The organism is Streptomyces sp. NPDC048636, assembly GCF_040650655.1.
GTDB lineage: Bacteria > Actinomycetota > Actinomycetes > Streptomycetales > Streptomycetaceae > Streptomyces.
The window spans coordinates 22,872-43,322 of the sequence record NZ_JBEZHR010000022.1; the positions used below are offsets into that span (position 1 = coordinate 22,872).

At 70.9% G+C, this 20,451-nt stretch carries 22 protein-coding genes; 8 read left to right on the top strand and 14 right to left on the bottom strand.

What is annotated here, in order from left to right; all coding sequences use genetic code 11:
* Positions 1-160 precede the first annotated feature (160 nt).
* Positions 161-1,252, top strand: coding sequence for a C40 family peptidase (locus AB0C66_RS34415; protein WP_362448137.1), 1,092 nt, complete (start codon positions 161-163; stop codon positions 1,250-1,252).
* On the opposite strand, the gene AB0C66_RS34420 is transcribed toward AB0C66_RS34415, so the two are convergent.
* The gene (locus tag AB0C66_RS34420; protein WP_362447957.1) at positions 1,253-1,771 is read right to left on the bottom strand and encodes an O-acetyl-ADP-ribose deacetylase; all 519 of its coding nucleotides are present in this window, start codon (positions 1,769-1,771) and stop codon (positions 1,253-1,255) included. It lies immediately after the preceding gene.
* Between the two features lie 236 nt (positions 1,772-2,007).
* Between AB0C66_RS34420 and AB0C66_RS34425 the strand changes: the two genes are divergently transcribed.
* Entirely contained in the window at positions 2,008-3,240 is a 1,233-nt protein-coding gene (locus AB0C66_RS34425) for a fused response regulator/phosphatase (RefSeq protein WP_362447960.1), read from the top strand.
* 62 nt (positions 3,241-3,302) lie between these two features.
* Here the strand turns inward: AB0C66_RS34425 and AB0C66_RS34430 are convergent, their stop codons facing one another.
* The 3 genes from AB0C66_RS34430 to AB0C66_RS34440 form a co-directional block, all read right to left on the bottom strand.
* On the bottom strand, positions 3,303-3,647 hold the full coding sequence (locus AB0C66_RS34430; RefSeq protein ID WP_362447963.1) for a DUF2516 family protein: 345 nt from the start codon (positions 3,645-3,647) through the stop codon (positions 3,303-3,305).
* A gap of 119 nt (positions 3,648-3,766) precedes the next feature.
* The gene (locus tag AB0C66_RS34435; protein WP_362447966.1) at positions 3,767-4,375 is read right to left on the bottom strand and encodes a hypothetical protein; all 609 of its coding nucleotides are present in this window, start codon (positions 4,373-4,375) and stop codon (positions 3,767-3,769) included.
* A gap of 17 nt (positions 4,376-4,392) precedes the next feature.
* Entirely contained in the window at positions 4,393-4,797 is a 405-nt protein-coding gene (locus tag AB0C66_RS34440) for a helix-turn-helix transcriptional regulator (RefSeq protein ID WP_362447969.1), read from the bottom strand.
* Positions 4,798-4,922: 125 nt separating this feature from the next.
* Here AB0C66_RS34440 and AB0C66_RS34445 point away from each other — a divergent pair, with 125 nt between their 5' ends.
* Together AB0C66_RS34445 and AB0C66_RS34450 are read left to right on the top strand one after the other, a co-directional pair.
* Positions 4,923-5,816, top strand: a complete 894-nt coding sequence (locus AB0C66_RS34445) for an aldo/keto reductase (RefSeq protein ID WP_362447972.1) — start codon at positions 4,923-4,925, stop codon at positions 5,814-5,816.
* A 72-nt stretch (positions 5,817-5,888) separates the two neighbouring features.
* Positions 5,889-6,428, top strand: a complete 540-nt coding sequence (locus AB0C66_RS34450; protein WP_362447975.1) for a GNAT family N-acetyltransferase — start codon at positions 5,889-5,891, stop codon at positions 6,426-6,428.
* Positions 6,429-6,471: 43 nt separating this feature from the next.
* Here AB0C66_RS34450 and AB0C66_RS34455 read toward each other — a convergent pair whose 3' ends face one another.
* The 3 genes from AB0C66_RS34455 to AB0C66_RS34465 all read right to left on the bottom strand — a co-directional run bounded on the left by AB0C66_RS34455 (position 6,472) and on the right by AB0C66_RS34465 (position 8,988).
* The gene (locus AB0C66_RS34455) at positions 6,472-7,350 is read right to left on the bottom strand and encodes a DUF1396 domain-containing protein (RefSeq protein WP_362447978.1); all 879 of its coding nucleotides are present in this window, start codon (positions 7,348-7,350) and stop codon (positions 6,472-6,474) included.
* Between the two features lie 98 nt (positions 7,351-7,448).
* Positions 7,449-8,213 carry an NAD(P)H-dependent oxidoreductase gene (locus AB0C66_RS34460; RefSeq protein WP_362447981.1) on the bottom strand — a complete coding sequence of 255 codons (765 nt, stop codon included), beginning with the start codon at positions 8,211-8,213 and terminating at the stop codon, positions 7,449-7,451.
* A gap of 136 nt (positions 8,214-8,349) precedes the next feature.
* Complete coding sequence (locus tag AB0C66_RS34465; RefSeq protein WP_362447984.1) at positions 8,350-8,988, bottom strand: NAD(P)H-dependent oxidoreductase; 639 nt, start codon at positions 8,986-8,988, stop codon at positions 8,350-8,352.
* Between the two features lie 52 nt (positions 8,989-9,040).
* Between AB0C66_RS34465 and soxR the strand changes: the two genes are divergently transcribed.
* Positions 9,041-9,499: a redox-sensitive transcriptional activator SoxR gene (gene soxR / locus AB0C66_RS34470; RefSeq protein ID WP_362447987.1), complete on the top strand. Its 459-nt coding sequence runs from the start codon at positions 9,041-9,043 to the stop codon at positions 9,497-9,499.
* Between the two features lie 16 nt (positions 9,500-9,515).
* On the opposite strand, the gene AB0C66_RS34475 is transcribed toward soxR, so the two are convergent.
* Both AB0C66_RS34475 and AB0C66_RS34480 read right to left on the bottom strand, forming a co-directional pair.
* Positions 9,516-10,760 (bottom strand): GNAT family N-acetyltransferase, encoded by a 1,245-nt coding sequence (locus AB0C66_RS34475; RefSeq protein ID WP_362447990.1) that lies wholly within the window; start codon positions 10,758-10,760, stop codon positions 9,516-9,518.
* A gap of 76 nt (positions 10,761-10,836) precedes the next feature.
* Positions 10,837-11,532, bottom strand: a complete 696-nt coding sequence (locus tag AB0C66_RS34480; RefSeq protein WP_362447992.1) for an ABC transporter substrate-binding protein — start codon at positions 11,530-11,532, stop codon at positions 10,837-10,839.
* 146 nt (positions 11,533-11,678) lie between these two features.
* On the opposite strand from AB0C66_RS34480, the gene dtd reads away from it, so the two are divergent.
* Complete coding sequence (dtd, locus tag AB0C66_RS34485) at positions 11,679-12,104, top strand: D-aminoacyl-tRNA deacylase (RefSeq protein WP_362447995.1); 426 nt, start codon at positions 11,679-11,681, stop codon at positions 12,102-12,104.
* Position 12,105: 1 nt separating this feature from the next.
* Here dtd and AB0C66_RS34490 read toward each other — a convergent pair whose 3' ends face one another.
* From AB0C66_RS34490 to AB0C66_RS34510, 5 genes are all read right to left on the bottom strand, one after another.
* Positions 12,106-12,888, bottom strand: a complete 783-nt coding sequence (locus AB0C66_RS34490; RefSeq protein ID WP_362448140.1) for a carbohydrate ABC transporter permease — start codon at positions 12,886-12,888, stop codon at positions 12,106-12,108.
* Between the two features lie 164 nt (positions 12,889-13,052).
* Complete coding sequence (locus AB0C66_RS34495) at positions 13,053-14,423, bottom strand: ABC transporter permease subunit (RefSeq protein WP_362447997.1); 1,371 nt, start codon at positions 14,421-14,423, stop codon at positions 13,053-13,055.
* 9 nt (positions 14,424-14,432) lie between these two features.
* Positions 14,433-15,749 (bottom strand): extracellular solute-binding protein, encoded by a 1,317-nt coding sequence (locus tag AB0C66_RS34500; protein ID WP_362448000.1) that lies wholly within the window; start codon positions 15,747-15,749, stop codon positions 14,433-14,435.
* Positions 15,750-15,772: 23 nt separating this feature from the next.
* Positions 15,773-17,464: a glycoside hydrolase family 13 protein gene (locus AB0C66_RS34505; RefSeq protein WP_362448003.1), complete on the bottom strand. Its 1,692-nt coding sequence runs from the start codon at positions 17,462-17,464 to the stop codon at positions 15,773-15,775.
* 232 nt (positions 17,465-17,696) lie between these two features.
* Positions 17,697-18,977, bottom strand: a complete 1,281-nt coding sequence (locus AB0C66_RS34510) for an ABC transporter substrate-binding protein (protein WP_362448006.1) — start codon at positions 18,975-18,977, stop codon at positions 17,697-17,699.
* Between the two features lie 173 nt (positions 18,978-19,150).
* On the opposite strand from AB0C66_RS34510, the gene AB0C66_RS34515 reads away from it, so the two are divergent.
* Positions 19,151-19,669 (top strand): helix-turn-helix transcriptional regulator, encoded by a 519-nt coding sequence (locus AB0C66_RS34515; RefSeq protein WP_362448009.1) that lies wholly within the window; start codon positions 19,151-19,153, stop codon positions 19,667-19,669.
* Positions 19,666-20,448 (top strand): ABC transporter ATP-binding protein, encoded by a 783-nt coding sequence (locus AB0C66_RS34520; protein ID WP_362448012.1) that lies wholly within the window; start codon positions 19,666-19,668, stop codon positions 20,446-20,448. The genes AB0C66_RS34515 and AB0C66_RS34520 overlap by 4 nt, the downstream gene beginning before the upstream one ends.
* Positions 20,449-20,451 lie beyond the last annotated feature (3 nt).

Here is a 20,451-nt window from a genome sequence, read left to right on the forward strand (position 1 = left end):
GACGTAACTCCCGCGTGTCTCTGTCGGATTGCGGTACGGCATGTCACTATCCGTCCCTACGTGCCGGTACGTCAGGTCTGGTACGTGATACCCACGGCTGCGCTTACGGCCTCGGCGAACGACAGCGGACGAGAGGAGACGGCGGGTGAGTCGGGACGGGATGGGGCGGGGTGGGAGCGCCGCCGCGGCCACCGCGCTCGTATGCGCGCTCGGGATGACGGCCCTACCGGAGGCGGCGCACGCGGCACCCGCCGACCCGGTACCGCGGCCGGACTCGGACGACGGGTCGCCGGGCTCCGGCGGCAAGAGCCTGGAGGAGGTCCGCTCCGAGATCGACGGCCTCTACCGCAAGGCGGAGAAGGCCACCGACGCCTACAACCTCGCGCGGGAGCGCCAGACCCGCCAGGAGAAGGCGATCGTGAAGATCGCGCGGGCCGTGGTGAAGGCGCAGAAGGAGATGGCCGGGCTGCGGAAGCGGGCCGGGGCGATGGCCCGCGCCCAGTACCGCGGCGGCGGGATGCCCGCCGAGGCGCGGCTGCTCCTCAACGATGACCCCGGTGACTTCCTCGACGGCGTCACCCTCGCCCGCAAGGGCCAGCAGGCGACCCATGGGCTGATGAGCCGCCTGGAGCGCACACAGGCCGCGCTGGACCGCTACGCCGAGTCCGCCTCCAAGGAGTGGGAGCGGCTGGACGGAAGCCGTAAGAAGAAGGCGGCGGCGAAGAAGCAGATCACGGCGAAGCTCGCGAAGGCGCAGCGGCTGGAGTCCCGGCTGGAGAAGAAGGAGCGGGAGCGGCTGCGGCGGCTGGAGGAGGACAAGGCCCGCGCCTCCCAGACGAAGTGGCTGGATACCGGCATACTGCGGGAGCTCGGCGCGGGCGCGACCGCGACGGGCAAACGGGCGGTGGCCTTCGCCTCGGCCCAGATCGGCAAGAACTACGTCTGGGGCGCGGTGGGGCCCGACAGCTACGACTGCTCGGGGCTGACCCAGCGGGCGTGGGCGGTGGCCGGGAAGCCGATCCCGCGGACCTCGCAGGAGCAGTGGCGGCTGCTGCCCAAGGTGGGCATCGACGAGATGCGCCCGGGCGACTTGATCATCTATTTCCCGGACGCCAGCCATGTCGGGATGTACGTGGGGAGCGGCGCGATGGTGCACGCCCCGCGCCCCGGCCGCCAGGTGACGGTGGCGGGGGCGGGTTCGATGCCGATCCTGGGCGTCGTCCGTCCGGGCGGCCAGGCGCTCGGCCGGTGATCAGTCCCGCTGTCGCAGGGCCGCCTCGAAGGCGTCGTACGCGGGCTGGTCGAAGAGGACGAAGCGGACCTCGGTGACCGAGGTGTCCGCCGTACGGACCGCCGCCACCGCGATCCTGGCCGCGTCATCGAGCGGCCAGCGGTAGACCCCGGTGGAGACGGCCGGGAAGGCGACGGTCCGGGCGCCGAGCCCGTCCGCGACGCGCAAGGACTCCCGGAAGCAGGAGGCGAGGGTCCCGGAGCGGTCCTCGCTCGTGGAGTGCACCGGACCGACCGTGTGGATCACCCAGCGGGCGGGCAGCCGTCCGGCCGTGGTGGCGACCGCCTGGCCCGCCGGAAGCCCCTTGCCGTAGCGGGATCCGCGTAGATCGCGGCATTCGTCCAGGATGTCCGGTCCGCCCTTGCGGTGGATGGCTCCGTCCACCCCGCCCCCGCCGAGCAGGGACGAATTGGCCGCGTTCACCACGGCATCGGTGTCCTGTTGGGTGATATCGCCCAGAACCAGCGTGATGTTCGTCATTCCGTGATTCTCCCGTTGTCCGCCAAGTCCCGCCCGACGTGGGGCATATGACAAAAGTCGATGCCTGAAGGTCATTCCGTAGAGCCGCGCCCTAGCGCTAAGGTCGCCTGGCAGTATCCGGCACCCACGCCTGTGAAACTTCTGAAACCGACTAGTCGGTGTGCGTGCTGGGGAACGTGCGGTCCGCCGGTCGGTGGCGGGCACCGCGCCCTCGGGGGGAGGGAAGGAATCGAGCGATGTCCGTACCCGTGCCGAGGCAACGGGAGGCGCCGGCCACTCAGGCCCGCCCCGCCCCGCTGCCCGACAGCGGGCTCACCCTGCTGGTGATCGAGGACGATCCGTCCGGTGCCTTCAACGTCCCCGAAATGCTGGACACCGAGGGTAATCGGGTCCGCATCCGCACGGCCCGCAACCTCACCGAGGCCACCCGGCTGCTCACCGACGGTGTGCAGTGCATCCTCCTCGACCTTGCCCTGCCGGGCCCGGAGCGCGAGGGGGCGGACGCGCTGGACACCCTGCGCGCCGTGCTCAGGCTCGCGCCCTCGCACGCCGTCCTCGTCCTCACCGCCGAGGACGACGCCGAGCGCGCCGCCGAGGCGGTACGGGTGGGCGCTCAGGACTTCCTCTTCCGCGGTGAGCTGGACGGCCGCATCCTCAGCCGCGCCATCCGCTACGCCGTGGAGCGAAAACGCTCCGACCTCGCCCAGCGCCAGCTGACCGAGTCCCGGCTGCGCGCCCAGGAGAACGCCCGACTGGAGCGCGGACTGCTGCCCACCCCGCTGTTGGAGGGGTCGGGGCTGCGGTTCGCCGCCCGCTACCGGCCCGGCCGCAGCCGCGCCCTGCTCGGCGGCGACTTCTACGACACCGTGCGCACCTCCGACGGCACGGTCCACGCGATGATCGGCGACGTCTGCGGGCACGGCCCGGACGAGGCCGCCCTCGGGGTGGAGCTGCGGATCGCCTGGCGCGCCCTGACCTTCGCCGGGCTCTGCGGCGACCAGCTGCTGGGCACCCTCCAGCAGGTCCTGGAGAACGAGCGCCCGGACGACGAGATCTTCGCGACGCTGTGCACCGTGGACATCACCCCGGACGGGCGGCGGGCCGGTGTCTGTCTGGCCGGACACCCCTCACCGCTGGTGATCAGGCCCGGAATGGCGCCCCGGCTGATGCCGACCGACGAGAACGGCCCGGCGCTCGGGCTGCTGCCGCACGCCCGCTGGCCGCGCCGGGAGGTCCAGCTCGGCGGCGCCTGGAGCCTGATGATGTACACCGACGGGCTGATCGAGGGCCGTGTCGGCCCCGGGGTGCAGCGGCTCGGGCAGGAGGGGATGGTCGAGATCGTCGCCCGCCAGCTCGGCGAGGGGCGGCGCGGTGAGGAACTGCTCGACACGACCGTCACCGAGGTGCGGACGCTCAACGGCGGGGAGCTGACCGACGACCTCGCGGTGCTGCTGCTCGACCGCGGCTGACACGGACCGGGCGGGGGCTTCGGCCCCCACCGGCCGTCGGTCGCCTACCGGCCGTCGGCTGCCTACCGGCCGTTGTAGGGGCCGTACGGGCCGTCGGAGCTGGAGCCGCGGCCCCGGTTCCAGCCGCCACCGCCCCCGGAGACCTGCCGCAGCGCGGGCCGGACATCCACGATGTACACGATCGTCGCGATCAGCCCGATGATCGGCAGGAAGCTCAGGATGCCCATGAAGAAGTTCACCGCGGCCGCGAGGCCGAGGATGATCAGCCAGAAGGGCTTGGTCTGCTTGTCCGCGGCCCGGTAGGCGTCTTCCCGGCGGAACGCGGAGTCGACGAAGGCGAACAGGCTGAACAGGAGCAGGCCCCAGGAGACCCAGTACAGCAACTCACCGAAACCTTGCACCAGCACGCTGTCCACCGCCTAGAAGAGATGAAGGGGAGCGTCTCCCGGGCCACCGTACCCGCTGGGAGGGCCGGGCACGCAGGGCGAGCCCGGCCCTCCTCAGGGACCTCGGTGGGTCGGCCCGGCTACTTCGGGTCCGCCTTCTTGCCGGTGGCGGGCTTGCGGGCCGGGGCCTTCTTGGCCGGGGCGCTCTGCCCGGCGGGCTTGGCCGCGGGCTTCGGGGCCGCCTTGGAGGAGTCCACCGTGACCGACTGCGACGGGGTCTGCGCCGCGGCGGTGGTGGGCCTGCCGTCCTTGGGCTCGATCGCGCCGGCGAGGTCCACGACCTCGTCGGCCGCCTCACCGCGCCAGGTCTTCACGACCTCCTGGCCGTGCTCGGCCACCTCGTCGTAGCGCTCCCGCGCCTTGACGGCGAACTCGGCGGCCCGGCCGACGCCCTGGAGGGCGAGGTCCTGGGCGGTGTCCCGCAGCCGCTTGAGGTCGGTGTCCAGCGTGCCGAGCACCTCGGTCAGCTTGTCCTGGGCCTCCTTCGCCTGCTGGCTGACCCGGTCCTGGACGGTCTTGGGGTCGGTGTTGCGCACCGCGTTGAAGCGCTCGGGGGCCTCCGCGACGATCTTCTCGACCAGTGACGGCACCTCCTTGAGCTTCTGCGCGGCGAGGTCGGCCGTGCCCGCCACGAAGTACAGCGGGGTCGGGTCGGTGAGGGTCTTGCGTACGTCGTCGGTGATGGCCATCTGGTGGTCCTCCCGGATCAGGTCGAGGGTGGGGTGACGTCGGCGTCCGCGGCGGGGGTGCCGTCCGAGGCGGTCGGGTGTCCGTTCTCCTTGCGGAAGGACTCGTAGATCTGGAGCAGCACCGCCTTCTGCCGCTCGTTGATGGAGGGGTCGGCGAGTATCACACTGCGCACCTCCGCCTCCTCCCGGTCGCGCTCGTCGAGGATCCCCGCTTGTACGTAGAGGGTCTCGGCGGATATCCGCAGCGCCTTCGCCAGCTGCTGGAGGATCTCGGCGCTCGGCTTGCGCAGCCCGCGCTCGATCTGGCTCAGGTACGGATTGGACACCCCGGCGGCGTCGGCGAGCTGGCGCAGTGAGAGCTGCGCGCTGCGGCGCTGTTCCCGCAGGAACCCGCCGAGATTGCCGACGTTCAGTGATGCCATGCCTCGATGCTGCCTCATGAGCGCTAACTATTGCAAGCAAATGCTTGCAATAGTGGTGGGCGCCACGCGGCGGCGGTCCATCTGGTGATCTTGTGATGCGGGCGGAAACCTGCGCATGCTGCCCCATGACCTCACCTTCAGCACCTTCAGAGCCCTCGGCGCCCCTGTCCTCCGTACCCGCCACCTTCACCCTGGGCGGGGAGATCACCGTGCCCCGGCTGGGCTTCGGCGCGATGCAGCTGCCCGGCCGCTGGACGCGTGTGGTCGAGCGGGCGACAGCGGTCGCGGTGGCGCGGCGGGCCGTGGAGCTGGGTGTGCGCTTCATCGACACCGCCGCGTTCTACTTCTCGCCCCGTGCCCGGGCCAACGACATCCTGCGCGAGGCGCTGTATCCGTATCCGGCGGGCGTCACCGTCGCCACCAAGGTCGGCCCGCTGCGGGACGCCGACGGGGAGATGTACGCGGAGGCCACGCCCGGGCAGATACGGGGGCTGGTGGAGGAGAACCTCCGCCAGCTCCGTCTCGACACCCTGGACCTGGTGTCCCTGCGGGTGGGCAGGCTCGGCGCGGTGGGCGGGGTGCCCCTCGGCGAGCGGTTCGCGGCGCTGGCCGCGCTGCGGGAGGAGGGGCTGGTCCGGCACCTCGGGCTGAGCAATGTGAGTGCGGGGCAACTGGCCGAGGCGCGGGACATCGCGCCGGTGGCGGCGGTGCAGAACCGGTTCGGGGTGCTCGGTCAGGAGGACGCCGCGCTGGTCGACCTGTGCGCGGACGCCGGGATCGCGTATATGCCGTTCTTCGCGCTCGGCGGCGGGCACACTGCTTTGGAGGGGGCGGGGCTGCGGACGGTCGCGGAGCGGCACGGCGCCACCGAGCACCAGATCGCGCTGGCGTGGGGGCTGGCCCGGTCGCCCTCGGTGGTGCAGATCCCCGGCACCGCGTCGCTCGCCCACCTCGAGCAGAACATGGCGGCGGCGCGGCTGGTCCTCGACGCGGCGGATATGGAGCTCCTCGGCAGGTGAGGGGGCGTTGTCGGACCCCCGTGGTCCACTGGATGAGGAGAACGGCCGGACGCGGGGCGCGGAGGTGGGCGGATGCCGGATGTGACGGACGGGGCGCGGCCGGTGGTGCGGCTGGAGCCATGGAAGGACGAGCCGTCCTTCCTGGAGCTGCTGCGCGGTACCAACACCCCCGAGATGACACGCCATTTGGGCGGGCCGGAGAGCGAGGAGAAGATCCTCGAGCGGCACCGCCGCTACGCGGGTCTCGCGGGCGAGGGCCGGGGCCGGATGTACCGGGTGGTGCTGCTGCCGGAGGAGGCGGTGGCCGGGTCCATCGGCTTCTGGGAGAAGGAGTGGCGGGGCGGCACGGTGTACGAGACCGGCTGGGCCGTGCTGCCGGAGTTCCAGGGCCGGGGCGTCGCGGCAGTGGCGGCCCGGCTGGTCGCCGAGGCCGCCACGGCGGAGGAGACCCACCGCTGGCTGCACGCCTTTCCCTCACCGGGGCATCCGGCGTCCAACGCGGTATGCCGGAAGGCCGGGTTCACCCTGCTCGGCGTATGCGACTTCGAATACCCGGCGGGAAACCCGATCCAGTGCAACGACTGGCGGCTCGAGCTCATCGATCGGACGTGAGCCCGGGCGGGGCGGGGCCGGTGCGGGCGGGCTCCCGGCCGGGTCAGCCCTCGGCCCCCTTGGCCAGCTCGGCCAGGTCGTGCGTCTCCTTCGCGGGCGGGGCCTTCACCGTGACCGGCTTGTTGATGTCGCGGAAGGTGATCGTCGTGTCCAGCGGGCCCTTGTCGCCCTTGCCGCGCATACGGAACCGCTTGGTGTGGTGGTCCCCGTCGATCCACATGTCCATGGAGAGCCGGTCGACCCCCATCTCCTCGAACCGCTTGAGGCTCTTCTCCCGGCGCTCACGGGTCGCGGTGTCCTGGCCCTTCAGGCTCGCGCGCATCTGGTCGAGGGTGACCGTTCCCCGGTAGTGGGTGGTGGCGACGCCGTCGATGGTCTCCTTGCCGACGCGCCGCACGTTGTCGGCGTCGGAGAGGAAGGTGGATTCGGCGGCCGGGTTCTTGTCCGCCTGGCCGGAGAGCGCGTCCGCGGACGGGTCACCGGAGCCGCCCTTGCCCAGGGTGGCGAGGTCGAACTTGAGCCAGCGCTTGCCTTCCATCTCGGTCGCGGACGCCTTGTCCGCGCCCATGTACATCACCTTGCCGATGACCCGGATCTCGAACGACGCGTCCGCGCCCTGATCCAGGGCGCGGACCTTCATCCGCATCGCCTTGGGGCCGAAGGACATCGCTCCCTCGCCCTCCACCCGGCCCTCCTCGGGGGTGCGGCCGGTCATCCGGTAGCGCAGCGAGGTCAGCTTCTCGGTGTTCCTGGCCGCCGCCTGCACGGCTGCCGCGGGCTTCTCCGCCGCCCCGTCCCCCGACTTGCCGCCGGACTTCTCGGTGCCGCAGGCCACCGTCCCGGCACACAGCAGCGCGGCGGTGAGAACCGCTCCCGCCGCCCTGGTGCGCGCGCCCGGTCTGGTGTGTACGACACTGCCCATTTACCCCACCCCTTGTAATGCCTTCTGATCATTTTCGATCGATGTCGGGACATTAGCGCATGGACGCAGGGAGGAGCGACGCAGTTGATGTCCGGCCCTCAGGCGCAGTGCACGGCGAGGCCGGAGCGGCCCGGCAGGATGTCGGGCCGGAGCACCAGGCTTTCGTCGTAGTCTCCGCCGGTCTCCCGGCGGAACGGGATCGGCTCCTCGGTCGGCAGCGAGGCCAGCCGCTTCCGCAGCGCGGCGGCATGGTCCTCGTACGCGTCGTCCGACAGCCGGTCCGCTCCGTAGATCACATGCGGCGGTACGGCGGACATCCCGCTGTACCAGAAGATGCCGTGCTGGAGGGGGAACAGCAGATCGCCGATGTCGCCATGGGCACCGCGTGGCCCCATGCCGGCCTCGGGCGCCCCCACGGTCAGGACGGCCATGGCGCGTTTTCCGGCGAGTCCGCCGTCCCCGTAGCGCAGGGTGCGGCCGTCCGGGCCTTTGACCCCGTAGGCGAAGCCCTTGACGAAGACGCGGTCGAACCAGCCCTTGAGGATGGCGGGCATGCCGAACCACCACAGCGGATACTGGACGATGAGCGCGTCGGCCCAGACCAGCTTCTCCTGTTCGGTACGGATGTCATCGCTCAACGTGCCCTCGGAGTAGGCGCGTTGGGAGGTGGCGCCGACGATGAGGCGCCGCCCGCCGTCATGGCGGAAGTCGCCGCCGTCCACGACGGGGTTCCAGCGCATCGCGTAGAGATCGGACTGCCGGGTGTCATGGCCGAGCTCCCGTAGGGCGCGCAGCCCCTCGTCACGCAGGGCGCCGCTCAGCGAGCGCGGTTCCGGATGGGCGAATATCCACAGCACGTTCATGGAGTCCATGGTGGAAAACCGGCCCGTGGACAACGAGTGGCCAGATGGACATGATGTGCAAAGATCTGGCCACTCCGCTGCAGCTCTTGCCCTGGTGCTGGCCCTGGTGTCGGCCCTGGCCCGGCCGTCCGCGCGGTCAGCTCCCGTAGGGGCTGGTCTCCCGGGCGGTGCGCAGCGCCCGGCCCCACCAGGCGAGCTGGTCGAGCATCGTGGTGGCGGCGGCGTCCGGGGCGGCGGGGTCCGTCAGCCGCCCGTCCGGGCCGAACAGATCCCACGCCTGGTGGAAGCTGACCGAGTCGCGCACCGTGACCGCGTGGACCTCCGCGAACACCGGCCGCAGATGCTCGACCGCGCGCAGTCCGCCGGAGATCCCGCCGTAGGAGACGAAGCCGACCGGTTTGGCCCGCCACTGGCTGTAGTGCCAGTCGATCGCGTTCTTCAGGGCGGCCGGGTAGCTGTGGTTGTACTCGGGGGTGATCACGGCGTAGGCGTCGGCCGTGTCCAGCCGGGGGCTGACGGCCTCCAGGGCCTTGCTCTCCTCGGGGCCGGGCGAGTGGGTGAGGTGGACGGGCAGGGGGGTGTCGGCCAGGTCGATCACCTCGACGTCCATATCGGCGCGGAGCGCGGCGCGCTCGGTGAACCACCGTGCGACCTTCGGCCCGAAGCGGCCCTCGCGGGTGCTGCCCACGACGACGGCGAGACGGAGCGGGGCGGTGGTGGCGGTATCGGTGCCGGTGCTGGTGGAAGCGGTGGAAACCGCGGTCTGAGAGGTCATGGGAAGAGCCTCGGACTTAAACAATGGTTTAAGTCAAGCTAGGCTCGGCAACATGACACAACTGACCTGGAAGACCCATGAGCTCACGGTCGGCGATCTCTCCCGGCGCAGCGGGGTGCCGGCCTCCGCGCTGCGCTTCTACGAGCGGGAGGGACTGATCCACAGCCGCCGTACCAGCGGCAATCAGCGCCGCTACACCCGCGACACCCTGCGCCGCGTCGCCTTCGTCCGTTCCTCGCAGCGGGTCGGCATTCCGCTGGCCCGGATCCGGGAGGTGCTCGCGCTCTTCCCCGAGGACCACGTGCTCACCAAGGAGGACTGGGCCCGGATCTCGGAGTGCTGGCGCGCGGACATCTCCGAGCGCATCGAGCAGCTGGAGAATCTGCGCGACCACCTCACCGACTGCATCGGCTGCGGCTGTCTGTCGATCGACAAATGCGCGCTGGCGAACCCCTATGACGAGCTCGCCGAGCGGGGCGCGGGCCCGCACCGCTTCCTCAAGTGCTGCTGAGCCCTCGGCCGTCGTACTAGAAGATGTCGGGGCACCAGGGGCGGCGGGCCGCCCGCAGCAGCCGCTCCGCCAGCGCCGCCGCGCCCGCGCGCTCCTCGGTCACCCGCCCCAGCGCGGCGAGCCGCACCGCCGACTCATCGCCCAGCCACAGCGTCCCCAACTCGGCGATGTCCATGGTCAGATCGGCCGTGCGGGTGGTCGGGGCGCATTCGGCGCCGTCCGGGCCCGCCTCCAGCGCGAAGCGTCCGCCCGCCAGCCCGGCCCGGTCGCGCAGATCCAGCACGAGCGAGCCCTCGGCCCGGTAGGTACGGGCGGTCAGCAGCCGGGGTACGTCCAGCGGGCGCAGCCACAGGAAGTCGGCGCAGGTGGTGACCTGTGCCGCGCGCGGATCGCCGAGCAGCAGCGGCAGCAGGTCGTCCGGGGCGCGCAGCCCGCTGTTGACGTACGTGATCCAGTCGACGGACAACAGGAAGTGCCACAGGGCGCGTTCGGCGGCCGGGGTGACCGCGATCAGATCGCGGACGGTCGCCGTGTTCTGCGCCCGCTTGCCCTCCCAGCGGTCATCGGCGGTGTAGACGAGCAGCCCGTCCACGGTGCCGTCGGCCGAGCGGTACACGGCGTAGAACGGTTCCGTCCAGGGGTGGCCGGGAGAGGGGTGGAGCCCGGTGTTGACCCGCCACCAGATCGCGGACCGGTCGATCACGCCGTGCGTCCCGGCGCGCAGCCGCTGGTGCAGTGCGGGGCCGAGCTCCCGCACCTCCTCGCCGTCGGCGAAGTCGACCCGGCCGCCGTCCGCGGGGCCGGAGTACCGCGGGTCCTGCCCGGCCCGTGCCACGTCCACCCGCCACTCGGTGACCCAGGTGGCCGGGCCGAAGCCGTACCGCCCGTAGATCGGGTACTCGGCGGCGATCAGGCTGGCCACCACCTCGCCCCGCTCCTTGGCCGCCCGCAGGTCGTGGTCCATCATCCGGCTGAGCAGACCGCGGCGGCGGTGGGTTGGTGAGACCGTCACATTGCTGATCGCGTCGGCCGGAACCTCGGCTCCGCCGACCGCCGTCAGCCGCTGTGCGAAGCTGCGGAAGGTGGCGACGCAGCGCTCCCCGTCGTATCCCCCCTGCACCCGGTCCAGATCCACCTGGGACCGGCGCAGCTCGACCTCCTCCTTGGACACCGTCGGCGGCCGGAGGAAGCCCGCACTGAGCCCGCGGCTCCAGGAGCTCAGATCGGAGTCGGCGAGCGGAGTGCGGATCTCGATGGCCATGGAGTCACGCTAGGCGTCCGCCTCTCCCGGGCGCACGCGGATTTTCCGGCCCCCGCCACCGACCGGAACGCCGTTCCTAGCCGAGCAGGTCGTCCACCTGCGCCTCTCCCTCGCGGTACCGGCGGGCGATCTCCGCGCTACAGCCGTCGGCGGTGCGCTGGAGCTCCTGCCGCCGCCGGGAGACCTGCTGCTCGTACCCGACCAGGCGGCCCATCGCGCCGCGCAGCTCCTCATCGGTACGGGCCCCCGGGTCGGACAGGCCGACCTCGGCGAGCATCTCCTCGGCCAGCCGCTCGTACTCCGCGCCGTGCGGGGTCCCCAGCGTCACATGGCGGGCGGAGGAGCGGTGCCGGGACGGGACGTCCGCGAGGATCTTCGGCAGCAGCTCCACCAGTGCCGCGGGCGGGGCGTCCGGCACCACCCGCGGCGACGGGTCGCTGCGGCGCTCCACCTCGGCGCGGAGGATATCGATCCGCCCCTGCAACAGCCTGCGCACATAGCTGAGATCCGCCTCCTCGCGCTGAGCGGTGCGGCGCAGCGCCCGCAGCTCCGGCAGCCGCAGCCCGGACAGACTCTGTCCGGAGGCCCCGGCGTCGGCGGCGCCTGAGGCGGCATCCGAGGCGGCGCCTGAGGCGGCGCCCGAAGTGGCGTTCGTGGCGGCGTTCGTGGTCAGCGCCACGGAGTCGGCCAGGCGGCCGCCGCGCTGGCTCGGCGGCCGTGGCGGCAGCAGGCCCTCGGTGGCCGTGTGCTGCCCTGTGCCCGGTGTGATCATTTCTGTCCGTCCCCTCCAGCGGTGCGTCATTCCCGCAGTTCCTGCCCACCTGCACCGCCTGCACGCATCGTGCCACCGCATGTGCACCCTGTGCAGCGGCTCTCCACCCGTTCGGCCCCGGATGGACGCACGGCATGATGGTCCGTATGCGTGCTGTGGTACAGAGAGTGAACGGGGCGAGCGTCGTCGTGGACGGCGAGACGGTCGGGGAGATCGTCGGCCCGGGGCTGTGCGTCCTGGTGGGGGTGACCCATGACGACACCCCCGAGAAGGCGGCCCAGCTCGCCCGCAAGCTGTGGTCGGTGCGGATCCTGGAGGGCGAGAAGTCCTGCTCGGACCTGGCCGCCCCGCTGCTGGTGATCAGCCAGTTCACGCTCTACGGGGACGCCCGCAAGGGCCGCCGCCCGACCTGGAACGCGGCGGCGCCGGGCGAGGTCGCCGAACCGCTGGTGGACGAGGTGGTGGCGCGGCTGCGGGAGTTGGGCGCCCATGTGGAAACGGGCCGGTTCGGAGCGGACATGAAGGTCACGCTCACGAACGACGGCCCGTTCACGGTGATCGTCGAGGTCTGAGCTACTTCACCGACCCCGCCATGACGCCCTGGACGAAGTGCTTCTGGAAGGCGAAGAACACCACCAGCGGCACGATCAGGGACAGGAAGGCGCCCGGTGCCAGCACCCCGATGTTGCTGCCGAACTGCCTCATCTGGGTTTGCAGCGCCACGGTCAGCGGTTGCGACTCGTTGTCGGCGAAGATCAGCGCGACCAGCATGTCGTTCCACACCCACAGGAACTGGAAGATGGTCAGGCTGGCGATGGCCGGGCGGCCCAGCGGCAGGATCAGCCGGGTGAAGATCCGCCACTCGCTGCCGCCGTCCATCCGGGCCGCCTCCAGCATCTCCCGGGGAATCTCCGCGAAGTAGTTGCGGAGCAGGAAGATGGCGAACGGCAGTCCGTAGGCGACGTGGAAGAGCACGACACCGGGGATGGTGCCGAACAGGCCGACCGAGCCGAACAGCTTGGACACCGGCAGCAGTCCGATCTGCACCGGCACCACCAGCATCGCCACGACCACCAGGAAGACCCAGTCCCGGCCGGGGAACTCCAGCCAGGCGAAGGCGTATCCGGCCAGTGCGGCGATCACCACGACCAGCGCGGTGGCAGGCACGGAGATCGCCACCGTGTTCCAGAACGCCTGGACGATGCCCGAATCCTTCAGCAGCGCCTGGTAGTTGTCGAAGGAGAGCGAGCTGGGGCTGGAGAAAGCCTTCCACCAGCCGGAGGTGGAGTTGTCCTGGTCAGAACGGAGCGAGGACAGGAAGAGCCCGGCCGCCGGGGTGAGCCAGATCAGCCCCATCAGCAGCAGGAACGCTTGGATGAGACCGTTGCTGAGCTTCTTGGTCAGCCAGGCGGCGGGCCCCCGGCCGGGCTTCCGGGGAGCGGCGGACGTCTTCGCGGGGGTCGCCGCGGCCGGTGCGGCCACGGGTGCGCCGGGTTCCCGTCCGGCGGTGTCGTGGAGGGTCATGACTGGCTCCTGCGGAAGCGACGGACGTTGAGGACCATGGCGGGGACCACCAGCACCAGCAGCAGGACGCCGAGCGCGCTGCCGAGGCCCTGGTTGTTGCCGCCGCCGAAGGAGACCAGCCACATCCGGGTGGCCAGCACGCTGGCGTCCTGTTGCACCGGCCCCGGCGCGATGATGTAGACGAGGTCGAAGACCTTCATCACGTTGATCACCGTGGTCACGAAGACCACGCTCAGCACCGGGCTGAGCAGCGGGACGGTGATCTTCCGGAAGATCTGCCACTCATTGGCGCCGTCCATCCGGGCCGCCTCCAGCGCGTCCCGCGGCAGCGAGGCCAGCCCCGCGCCGATGAGCACCATGGAGAAGCCGGTCCAGATCCACAGATAGGCGCCGATGATCGCCGGAGTGATCAGTGACGGGCCCAGCCAGGAGATCCCCTGGTACGCCTCGGCGAAGTCCTTCTGGGGCAGTTGCAGCCGGTAGTCACCGGACGGCAGGTCCTCGAACCGGTACGAGCCGTCGTTCCCGGTGGTGGCGGTGGCGACGACCTCGCCGTCCTTCACCGCCTCCACCGCAAACTGCGGCAGTCCACGTTCGGTGGGGTCCACCTGGCCCGGCTTGCCACCGCCGCCGAGGGTGAAGTCGATGAAGACCACGCCCTTCAGCTCGCCCTTGGCCGCGGGGGCCGAGGACGCCTCCCGGGCGGGCTTGGCGGTCTTGGGCACGTCCTTGGGCGGCACGCCGACCAGGCCGAGGTTGACGGTGTCACCGGGAGAGGAGGTCTTCGCCGTCCGGTACGAACCGTCCTTCTGGGCCGGGATCACCCGTGGGTTCTGGGGGTGGGCCGTCGGGTATCCGGCGGTGTCCCCGGTGAAGGCGTCATGGACGCCGACGGTCACCGCGTTGAGCACACCGCGGTCGGGGTCCGCCTCGTAGGCGACGCGGAAGATGATGCCCGCGGCGAGGAAGGAGATCGCCATCGGCATGAACATCAGCAGTTTGAAGGCGGTCGCCCAGCGGATCTTCTCGGTGAGCACCGCGAGGATCAGGCCGAGGCCGGTGAGCAGGACCGGGGCCACGATGACCCAGATCGCGCTGTTGCGGATCGCCTTCATCGTCGCCGGGTCATCGAACATCTCGGTGTAGTTGTCGGCACCGACGAAGGTGTCGCCCGAGGCGTCGAAGAAACTGCGCCCGACCGAGAAGAGGATGGGATAGGCGACCAGGGAGCCCAGCAGCAGCAGCGCGGGCAGCAGGAAGGCCAGTGAGATCAGCTTACGGCGGCGGGCCGCGCGGCTGCGGGGCGTGGGCCCGGACGGGGTGCCGCCCGCGGTCGCGGGCGGCACCTTGCCGACAGTGGCAGACATGACGGGCACTCAGTCCTTGTACGCCTTGGCCGCGGCGGCCTCGAGCTTGCGCGCGGTGCCCTTCGCGTCCGACGGATTCTTCAGGAAGTCCTGGAGGATCTTCCACTCACCGGTGCCCACGGTCCCGCCGAACGCGGCCGGGGCCTGGTCCGACATGTCGAACCGGACGTTGTCCCCGGCGTCGACCAGCGACTCGGCGATCGCGCGGGTGGTCTCGTCCTTGTAGGCGGTCGGCTTGAGGTTGGTGTTGGGGGAGACGAAACCGCCCGCCCCGGCCCACAGCGCGGCGGCCTCCGGGCTCGCCAGGTACTCCAGGAACGCCATGGCGGCCTTCTTGTTCTTGCCCGCCTTGAGCACCACCGCGGCGTCGCCGCCGCTGACCACCGGGGCCTTCTTGCCGTCCACCGCGGGGAAGGGGAAGAACCGGGCGTCCTCGCCGACCTTCTTGTTGAACTGGCCGGAGATCAGACCGCCCACGAAGTCGCCCTCGTAGACCATGCCCGCCTTGGGCTCGCTGCCGAAGACGTTCTCCACCGACTCGGGGAAGTCGGTGCGCAGCGCCTCCGTGTTGCCCCCGGCCACCAGGTTCTTGTCGCCGAACAGCTTGCCCAGCGTGGTCAGCGCCTTGACCACGCTGGGATCGGTCCAGGGGATGCTGTGGGAGGCCAGCTTGTCGTACATCTCGGGACCGGCCTGCGAGAGGTAGATGTTCTCGAACCAGTCGGTGAGGACCCAGCCGTCCTCGCCGCCGATGGAGAAGGCGGGCGTCCCGGAGTCGGAGACGGTCTTGGCGGTCTTGAGCATCTCCTCGTAGCTCTTCGGCGGCTCCACCCCGGCCTGCTCGAACGCCTGCGGGGAGTACCAGACCGTCGACTTGTGCGACGCCTTGAAGTACAGGCCGTAGTAGGTGCCGTCGACGGTGCCGTACTTCTTCCACACCGTGGCGAATGTGGCCCCGGCCTGGGCGCCGACCTTCTTCGACAGCGGGGTGAGCCAGCCCTTCTTGGCGAACTGCTTGAGCACGCCGACCTGCGGCACCATCACCACGTCGGGGGCCTTGCCGCCCTCGATCTTGCTGCCGATGACGGTGGAGACGTTGTCACCGGTGGGGACGAAGTTGGTCTTGGCGCCGGTCTTCTCCGAGAAGGCCTCCAGCACCTTCTTGAAGTTCTTCATCTCCACACCGGTCCAGGTCCCCGCCACGTTCACGGTCTGGCCCTTGAGCTTCTGCTCGCCCTTGGAGGAGTCGCCGTCGCCGCCGCCGCAGGCGGTCGCGGTCAGTGCGAGGCCGAGGACGGTGGCGGTCGCGGTCACTATGCGTCTCATCGTGGATGTCCTTTCGCGGGGGCTCATCGGGGGTCGATGTCGCTGATCCACCAGGCGGCGGTGGAGCCGGGGAGGATGCCGACCGGGCAGTCGCCACTGGCCAGCAGGGGGGTGCCGGAGACCGGCGCGGGGGCCGGTTCGGTACCGAAGTTGACCGCGCACACCAGGCCGTCGCCCCGGACGAAGGCGAGCACCTCCGGCGGGGTCTCCAGCCAGCGCAGGGAGCCCTCGCCGAGCTGGGGGAGGCTGCGGCGCAGATGGAGCCCGTCGCGGTAGAGGTGCCAGAAGGAACGGGTGTCGGACAGGGCCCGGTCGGTGGCGTGCTCGGCGAACCACTCGGGCTGCGGAAGCCACGGCCGGGCGCCGCCCTCGGCGGGGGTGAAGCCGAACGGGGAGGCAAGACCGGACCAGGGCAGCGGCACCCGGCAGCCGTCGCGGATATGCCGGCGGCTGCCGGTCCGGCGGAAGATCGGGTCGGTGAGCACCTCGTCGGGCAGGTCGAGCACCTCCGGCAGCCCCAGCTCCTCGCCCTGGTAGACGTAGGCGGCGCCGGGCAGCGCCAGCATCAGCAGGGCGGCGGCGCGGGCCCGTGCCGGACCGTGGTCGGTGAGGGCGTCGCCCTCCCCGGCCGGGCCGGAGGCGTACCGGGTCACGGTCCTGACCTGGTCGTGGTTGTTGAGCACCCAGGTGACGGTGGAGCCGGTACCGGCGATATCGCGCAGCGCCTCGGTGATGGTGCTCCGGAAGGCGTCCACATCCCAGCGGGCGCTGAGCAGATGGAAGAAGAACGCCTGGTGCAGCTCGTCGGGGCGGACGTACTCGGCGTGCTCCCGGGCGGTGGGCACCGACACCTCACCGACCAGCAGCCGGTCATGGCCGTCGGTCTCCGCGTAGGCGTCGCACAGGGCGCGCCAGTCGCGCCACACCTGGTGCACCTCGGGCTGGTTCCAGGCCAGCTGGTTGACCGAGTCGCGGGTGCGCTCGTCGGCCTCCGGGTCGGGGGAGTCGGGGAGTTCGGGGTGGCGGAAGAGGCCCGCGGCCACGTCGATGCGGAAGCCGTCGACACCGCGGTCCAGCCAGAACCGCAGGACGTCGAGGAAGTGCTCGCCGACCGCGGGGTTGCGCCAGTTGAGGTCGGGCTGCTCGGGGGTGAACAGGTGGAGGTACCACTGGCCCTCGCTGCCGTCGGTCTCCCGGACCCGGGACCAGGCGGGGCCGCCGAACATCGCGCGCCAGTTGTTGGGCGGGAGCTCGCCGTGCTCCCCGCGGCCGTCGGCGAAGTGGAAGTACTCCCGCTCCGGGCCGCCGGGGGCGCCCGCCAGCGCGGCCTGGAACCAGGGGTGCTCGCTGGAGCAGTGGTTGGGGACGATGTCGACCAGGATCTTCATTCCCAGCCGGTGGGCGTCGGCCACCACCGAGTCGAACTCGGCGAGGTCGCCGTAGACCGGGTCCACCCCGCGGTAGTCGGCGACGTCATAGCCGTGGTCGTGCTGGGGCGAGGGGTAGAAGGGGCTCAGCCAGATGCCGTCCACACCCAGCTTCTTGAGGTACGGCAGACCGGCGCGGACCCCGGCCAGATCGCCTATGCCGTCGCCGGTGCTGTCCAGAAAGCTGCGGATGTACACCTGGTAGATCACCGCATCGCGCCACCAGCGCCGCTGCGAGAGGTCCGCAGGGGTGGGCGAGGGGCCGTTGCCGGCCGTGGCTGTGAGCATCGTGCCGTTTACCCGTTCTCAGCGGGCGTGCGCCGCACGCCATCGTCGGCTGTTATGCATGCATGTTAAGTAAGCGTTGCGAACGGGTGTCAACGAAAATCACAGAAGTAGCAAAAGACTGTCCGAGTTTGCGGTGTTTTGCCCGGCGTGCGGATGCTCTTCGGCTACTTAACACGTAAGTAGGAAGCAGAGGCCCGGAGGGGACGGGGGGCGGCCGGAACCGGCCGTCGGGTCAGTCCGTGCGGACGACGTCACCGAGCTCGCGGCGGAGCCGGGTGATGGTCTGCTCGATGGACTGCCGCTGCGCCATCGCGTCGTGCACCACGGCCTGCACGGCCAGGCTCACCTGCTCATAGCGGGGGCTCTTGGGGCGCGGCTTGGCCGCGAGGAGGCCCTTGCGGAGCGTCGGCAGATACGGGTACTTCCGCACCAGCGCGGGGTCGGTGTAGAGATCGGCCCACACCGGTGGCAGTGCCCCCTTGGTGAGGACCTGGCGCTGAACCTTCTCGCTGGTCAGATAGGCGATCAGATCGGTGGCCGACTTCTGGTGCCTGGAGTGCGCGTTGACGGCGAGGTTGGAACCGCCCAGCACACTGGAGCCGGGACCGTCCGGGCCCGGCATCGGCACCACGCCGACCTCCCCGGCGACCGGCGAGGACGGGGCGTTGGCCAGCGAGTACACATAGGGCCAGTTGCGCAGGAACAGCAGCCGCCCGTTCTGGAACGCCCGCCGCGACTCCTCCTCCTTGTAGCGGAGGGCCTCCTTGGGTATCCAGCCGTCCCGCACCCCGCCGGCCAGGAAGTCCAGCGCCCGGCGGGTGGCCGCGGAGTCCACGGTGACCTTGGCGCCCTCGTCGCCCAGGATCGTCCCGCCCGCCGACTGCACGGCTTCGGTGACATTGGTCGTCAGCCCCTCGTACGGCAGGAACTGGCTCGCGTAGCCGTCCAGACCGTGGGCGGGGGCGGCGGTCTCGGCGAGCCGCTTCAGCTCGGCCCAGGTCCGGGGCGGTCTCTCATGCTCCTGGGCGAGGATGTCCTTGCGGTAGTAGAGCAGCGCCGCGTTGGTCACATACGGCACCGCCCGCAGCCGCCCGCCGAAGGTGGCGGTGTCGACCACCGGCGGCAGGAAGCGGTCCAGCGGGAAGCGGTCGGCGTTCAGCGGGGATATCCAGCCCGCCGCGGCGAACTCCGAGGTCCACGCCACGTCGATATTGAGCACGTCGTAGCGGTCGCTCCCGGAGCGCAGCCCGGTGACCATCTGGGCGCGCACCTCGTCGGCGGCGTCCGGCAGCTCGACGAGCGTGACCTTCTCCGCCGGGTGCTCACGGTTCCAGCCGTCCAGCACCCCGCCCAGATAGCCGGTGAGGTCACCTCCGGTGACCAGGGTGAGGGGACCGCGGCCGCCTCCGTCGGCGGCTGTCGGAGCCCCGTCCGGGCCCCGCGCGCCCGCCTGGCCCGCGACCAGCAGCGCGGTCACGAGGAGGGCTCTGCCGGCGGCGTATGTCCACCGCATCGGTCCCTCCTCGCGTGCGTGTACCGGTCGGATCCGGCTACCGGCATCCGGCCACCTGTATACCCGTTAGGCATGCGGGATACTAGATGTCGCAGGAAGATACGCGGGCGATCCGGCACACAGTCGGAAAGGGCCCCTAACGGACATGTACGGCTCGGCGGAGGAGGGCACGGGTGCGGCTCCCGCTGCTGGCGCTACTCGCGCGCGGCCCGGCCCACGGCTACGAGCTCAAGCAGGACCTTGAGAAGCTCCTGGGGTCGGCGTACCCTCAGCCCAACATCGGACAAATCTACGTCACTCTCAACCGGCTCCAGAAGTCCGGTCTGATCGAGGGCGAGGATGTTGCCCAGTCGACCCGGCCCAACAAGCGCATCTACCGGCTCACCGACGCCGGACGCGAAGCGTTGGCCCTATGGTTCGAGGAGCCGACGGATGAGCCGCGGGTACGGGACGAGTTCTTCATGAAGCTCGCCCTCGCTCCCCAGACCGGGGACGTCGACCAGATCGGCCTGATCAACAAGCAGCGCCGGCACTATCTGAACGCCATGCGCGACCTGTCCAAACTGGCCGCGGCCGAGGAACGGGACAGCCGGATTCCCCAGCTGCTCATAGAAGGGGCCATGCTGCACCTCCAGGCCGACCTCGACTGGCTGGAGCGCTGCCAGGAGGAGCTGGAGGAGGAGCAGAGATGAGCCGCGAGGAGTCCTCTCGCGCCACCGGGCCGTCCGCGGACTCGATCGTGCGGGCCGAGGGCCTGGTCAAGACCTATCGCACCGAGGGCGCGGCCCCGGTCCAGGCGGTCCGCGGGGTCGACCTCCATGTCGAGCGCGGTGAATTCGTCGCGGTCACCGGACCCTCCGGGGCGGGCAAGTCCACCCTGCTCCATCTGCTCGGCGGCCTCGACCGCCCCGACAGCGGCTCCCTGTGGCTGGACGGCCGCCAGGTCGACTCCTACAGCGAGGCCCGCTGGGCCGTACTGCGCCGCAAGAAGATCGGCATCGTCTTCCAGTTCTTCAACCTGGTCTCCAACCTCACCGTCGCCGACAACGTGGAGCTGCCCGCGCTGCTGGCCGGATCCACCCCGCGGCAGGCCAGGGCCGACCGGGAGGAGCTGCTCGCCGAGCTGGGCCTGGCGGGCAAGGAACAGAGCATGCCCGCCGAGCTGTCCGGCGGTGAGCAGCAGCGGGTCGCCCTGGCCCGGGCGCTGGTCAACACCCCGAGCGTGCTGCTGGCCGACGAGCCCGCGGGCAGCCTGGACAGCAAGGGCACCCGCGAGGTGCTGCGGCTGCTCTCCCGCTTCCACCAGCGCGGCCAGACGATCGTGCTGGTCACCCATGACGCCCGGATGGCCAGCGCCGCGGACCGCGTGATCAGCTTCTTCGACGGCCAGGTCGTCGACGACGTGGCGCTCCAGGGCGGCGGCGGACGCCGCGGCGGCGGAGTGGCCGACGTCCTCGAGCTGAAGGGCTGACCC

What these genes read in the sequence shown, in the direction of transcription:
- AB0C66_RS34415 (WP_362448137.1), top strand. Translation starts at nt 161, where the DNA reads ATGGGGCGGGGTGGGAGCGCCGCCGCGGCCACCGCGCTCGTATGCGCG.
- AB0C66_RS34420 (WP_362447957.1), bottom strand. Translation starts at nt 1,771, where the DNA reads ATGACGAACATCACGCTGGTTCTGGGCGATATCACCCAACAGGACACC.
- AB0C66_RS34425 (WP_362447960.1), top strand. Translation starts at nt 2,008, where the DNA reads ATGTCCGTACCCGTGCCGAGGCAACGGGAGGCGCCGGCCACTCAGGCC.
- AB0C66_RS34435 (WP_362447966.1), bottom strand. Translation starts at nt 4,375, where the DNA reads ATGGCCATCACCGACGACGTACGCAAGACCCTCACCGACCCGACCCCG.
- AB0C66_RS34440 (WP_362447969.1), bottom strand. Translation starts at nt 4,797, where the DNA reads ATGGCATCACTGAACGTCGGCAATCTCGGCGGGTTCCTGCGGGAACAG.
- AB0C66_RS34445 (WP_362447972.1), top strand. Translation starts at nt 4,923, where the DNA reads ATGACCTCACCTTCAGCACCTTCAGAGCCCTCGGCGCCCCTGTCCTCC.
- AB0C66_RS34450 (WP_362447975.1), top strand. Translation starts at nt 5,889, where the DNA reads ATGCCGGATGTGACGGACGGGGCGCGGCCGGTGGTGCGGCTGGAGCCA.
- AB0C66_RS34455 (WP_362447978.1), bottom strand. Translation starts at nt 7,350, where the DNA reads ATGGGCAGTGTCGTACACACCAGACCGGGCGCGCGCACCAGGGCGGCG.
- AB0C66_RS34460 (WP_362447981.1), bottom strand. Translation starts at nt 8,213, where the DNA reads ATGAACGTGCTGTGGATATTCGCCCATCCGGAACCGCGCTCGCTGAGC.
- AB0C66_RS34465 (WP_362447984.1), bottom strand. Translation starts at nt 8,988, where the DNA reads ATGACCTCTCAGACCGCGGTTTCCACCGCTTCCACCAGCACCGGCACC.
- soxR (WP_362447987.1), top strand. Translation starts at nt 9,041, where the DNA reads ATGACACAACTGACCTGGAAGACCCATGAGCTCACGGTCGGCGATCTC.
- AB0C66_RS34475 (WP_362447990.1), bottom strand. Translation starts at nt 10,760, where the DNA reads ATGGCCATCGAGATCCGCACTCCGCTCGCCGACTCCGATCTGAGCTCC.
- AB0C66_RS34480 (WP_362447992.1), bottom strand. Translation starts at nt 11,532, where the DNA reads ATGATCACACCGGGCACAGGGCAGCACACGGCCACCGAGGGCCTGCTG.
- dtd (WP_362447995.1), top strand. Translation starts at nt 11,679, where the DNA reads ATGCGTGCTGTGGTACAGAGAGTGAACGGGGCGAGCGTCGTCGTGGAC.
- AB0C66_RS34490 (WP_362448140.1), bottom strand. Translation starts at nt 12,888, where the DNA reads ATGGGGCTGATCTGGCTCACCCCGGCGGCCGGGCTCTTCCTGTCCTCG.
- AB0C66_RS34495 (WP_362447997.1), bottom strand. Translation starts at nt 14,423, where the DNA reads ATGTCTGCCACTGTCGGCAAGGTGCCGCCCGCGACCGCGGGCGGCACC.
- AB0C66_RS34500 (WP_362448000.1), bottom strand. Translation starts at nt 15,749, where the DNA reads ATGAGACGCATAGTGACCGCGACCGCCACCGTCCTCGGCCTCGCACTG.
- AB0C66_RS34505 (WP_362448003.1), bottom strand. Translation starts at nt 17,464, where the DNA reads ATGCTCACAGCCACGGCCGGCAACGGCCCCTCGCCCACCCCTGCGGAC.
- AB0C66_RS34510 (WP_362448006.1), bottom strand. Translation starts at nt 18,977, where the DNA reads ATGCGGTGGACATACGCCGCCGGCAGAGCCCTCCTCGTGACCGCGCTG.
- AB0C66_RS34520 (WP_362448012.1), top strand. Translation starts at nt 19,666, where the DNA reads ATGAGCCGCGAGGAGTCCTCTCGCGCCACCGGGCCGTCCGCGGACTCG.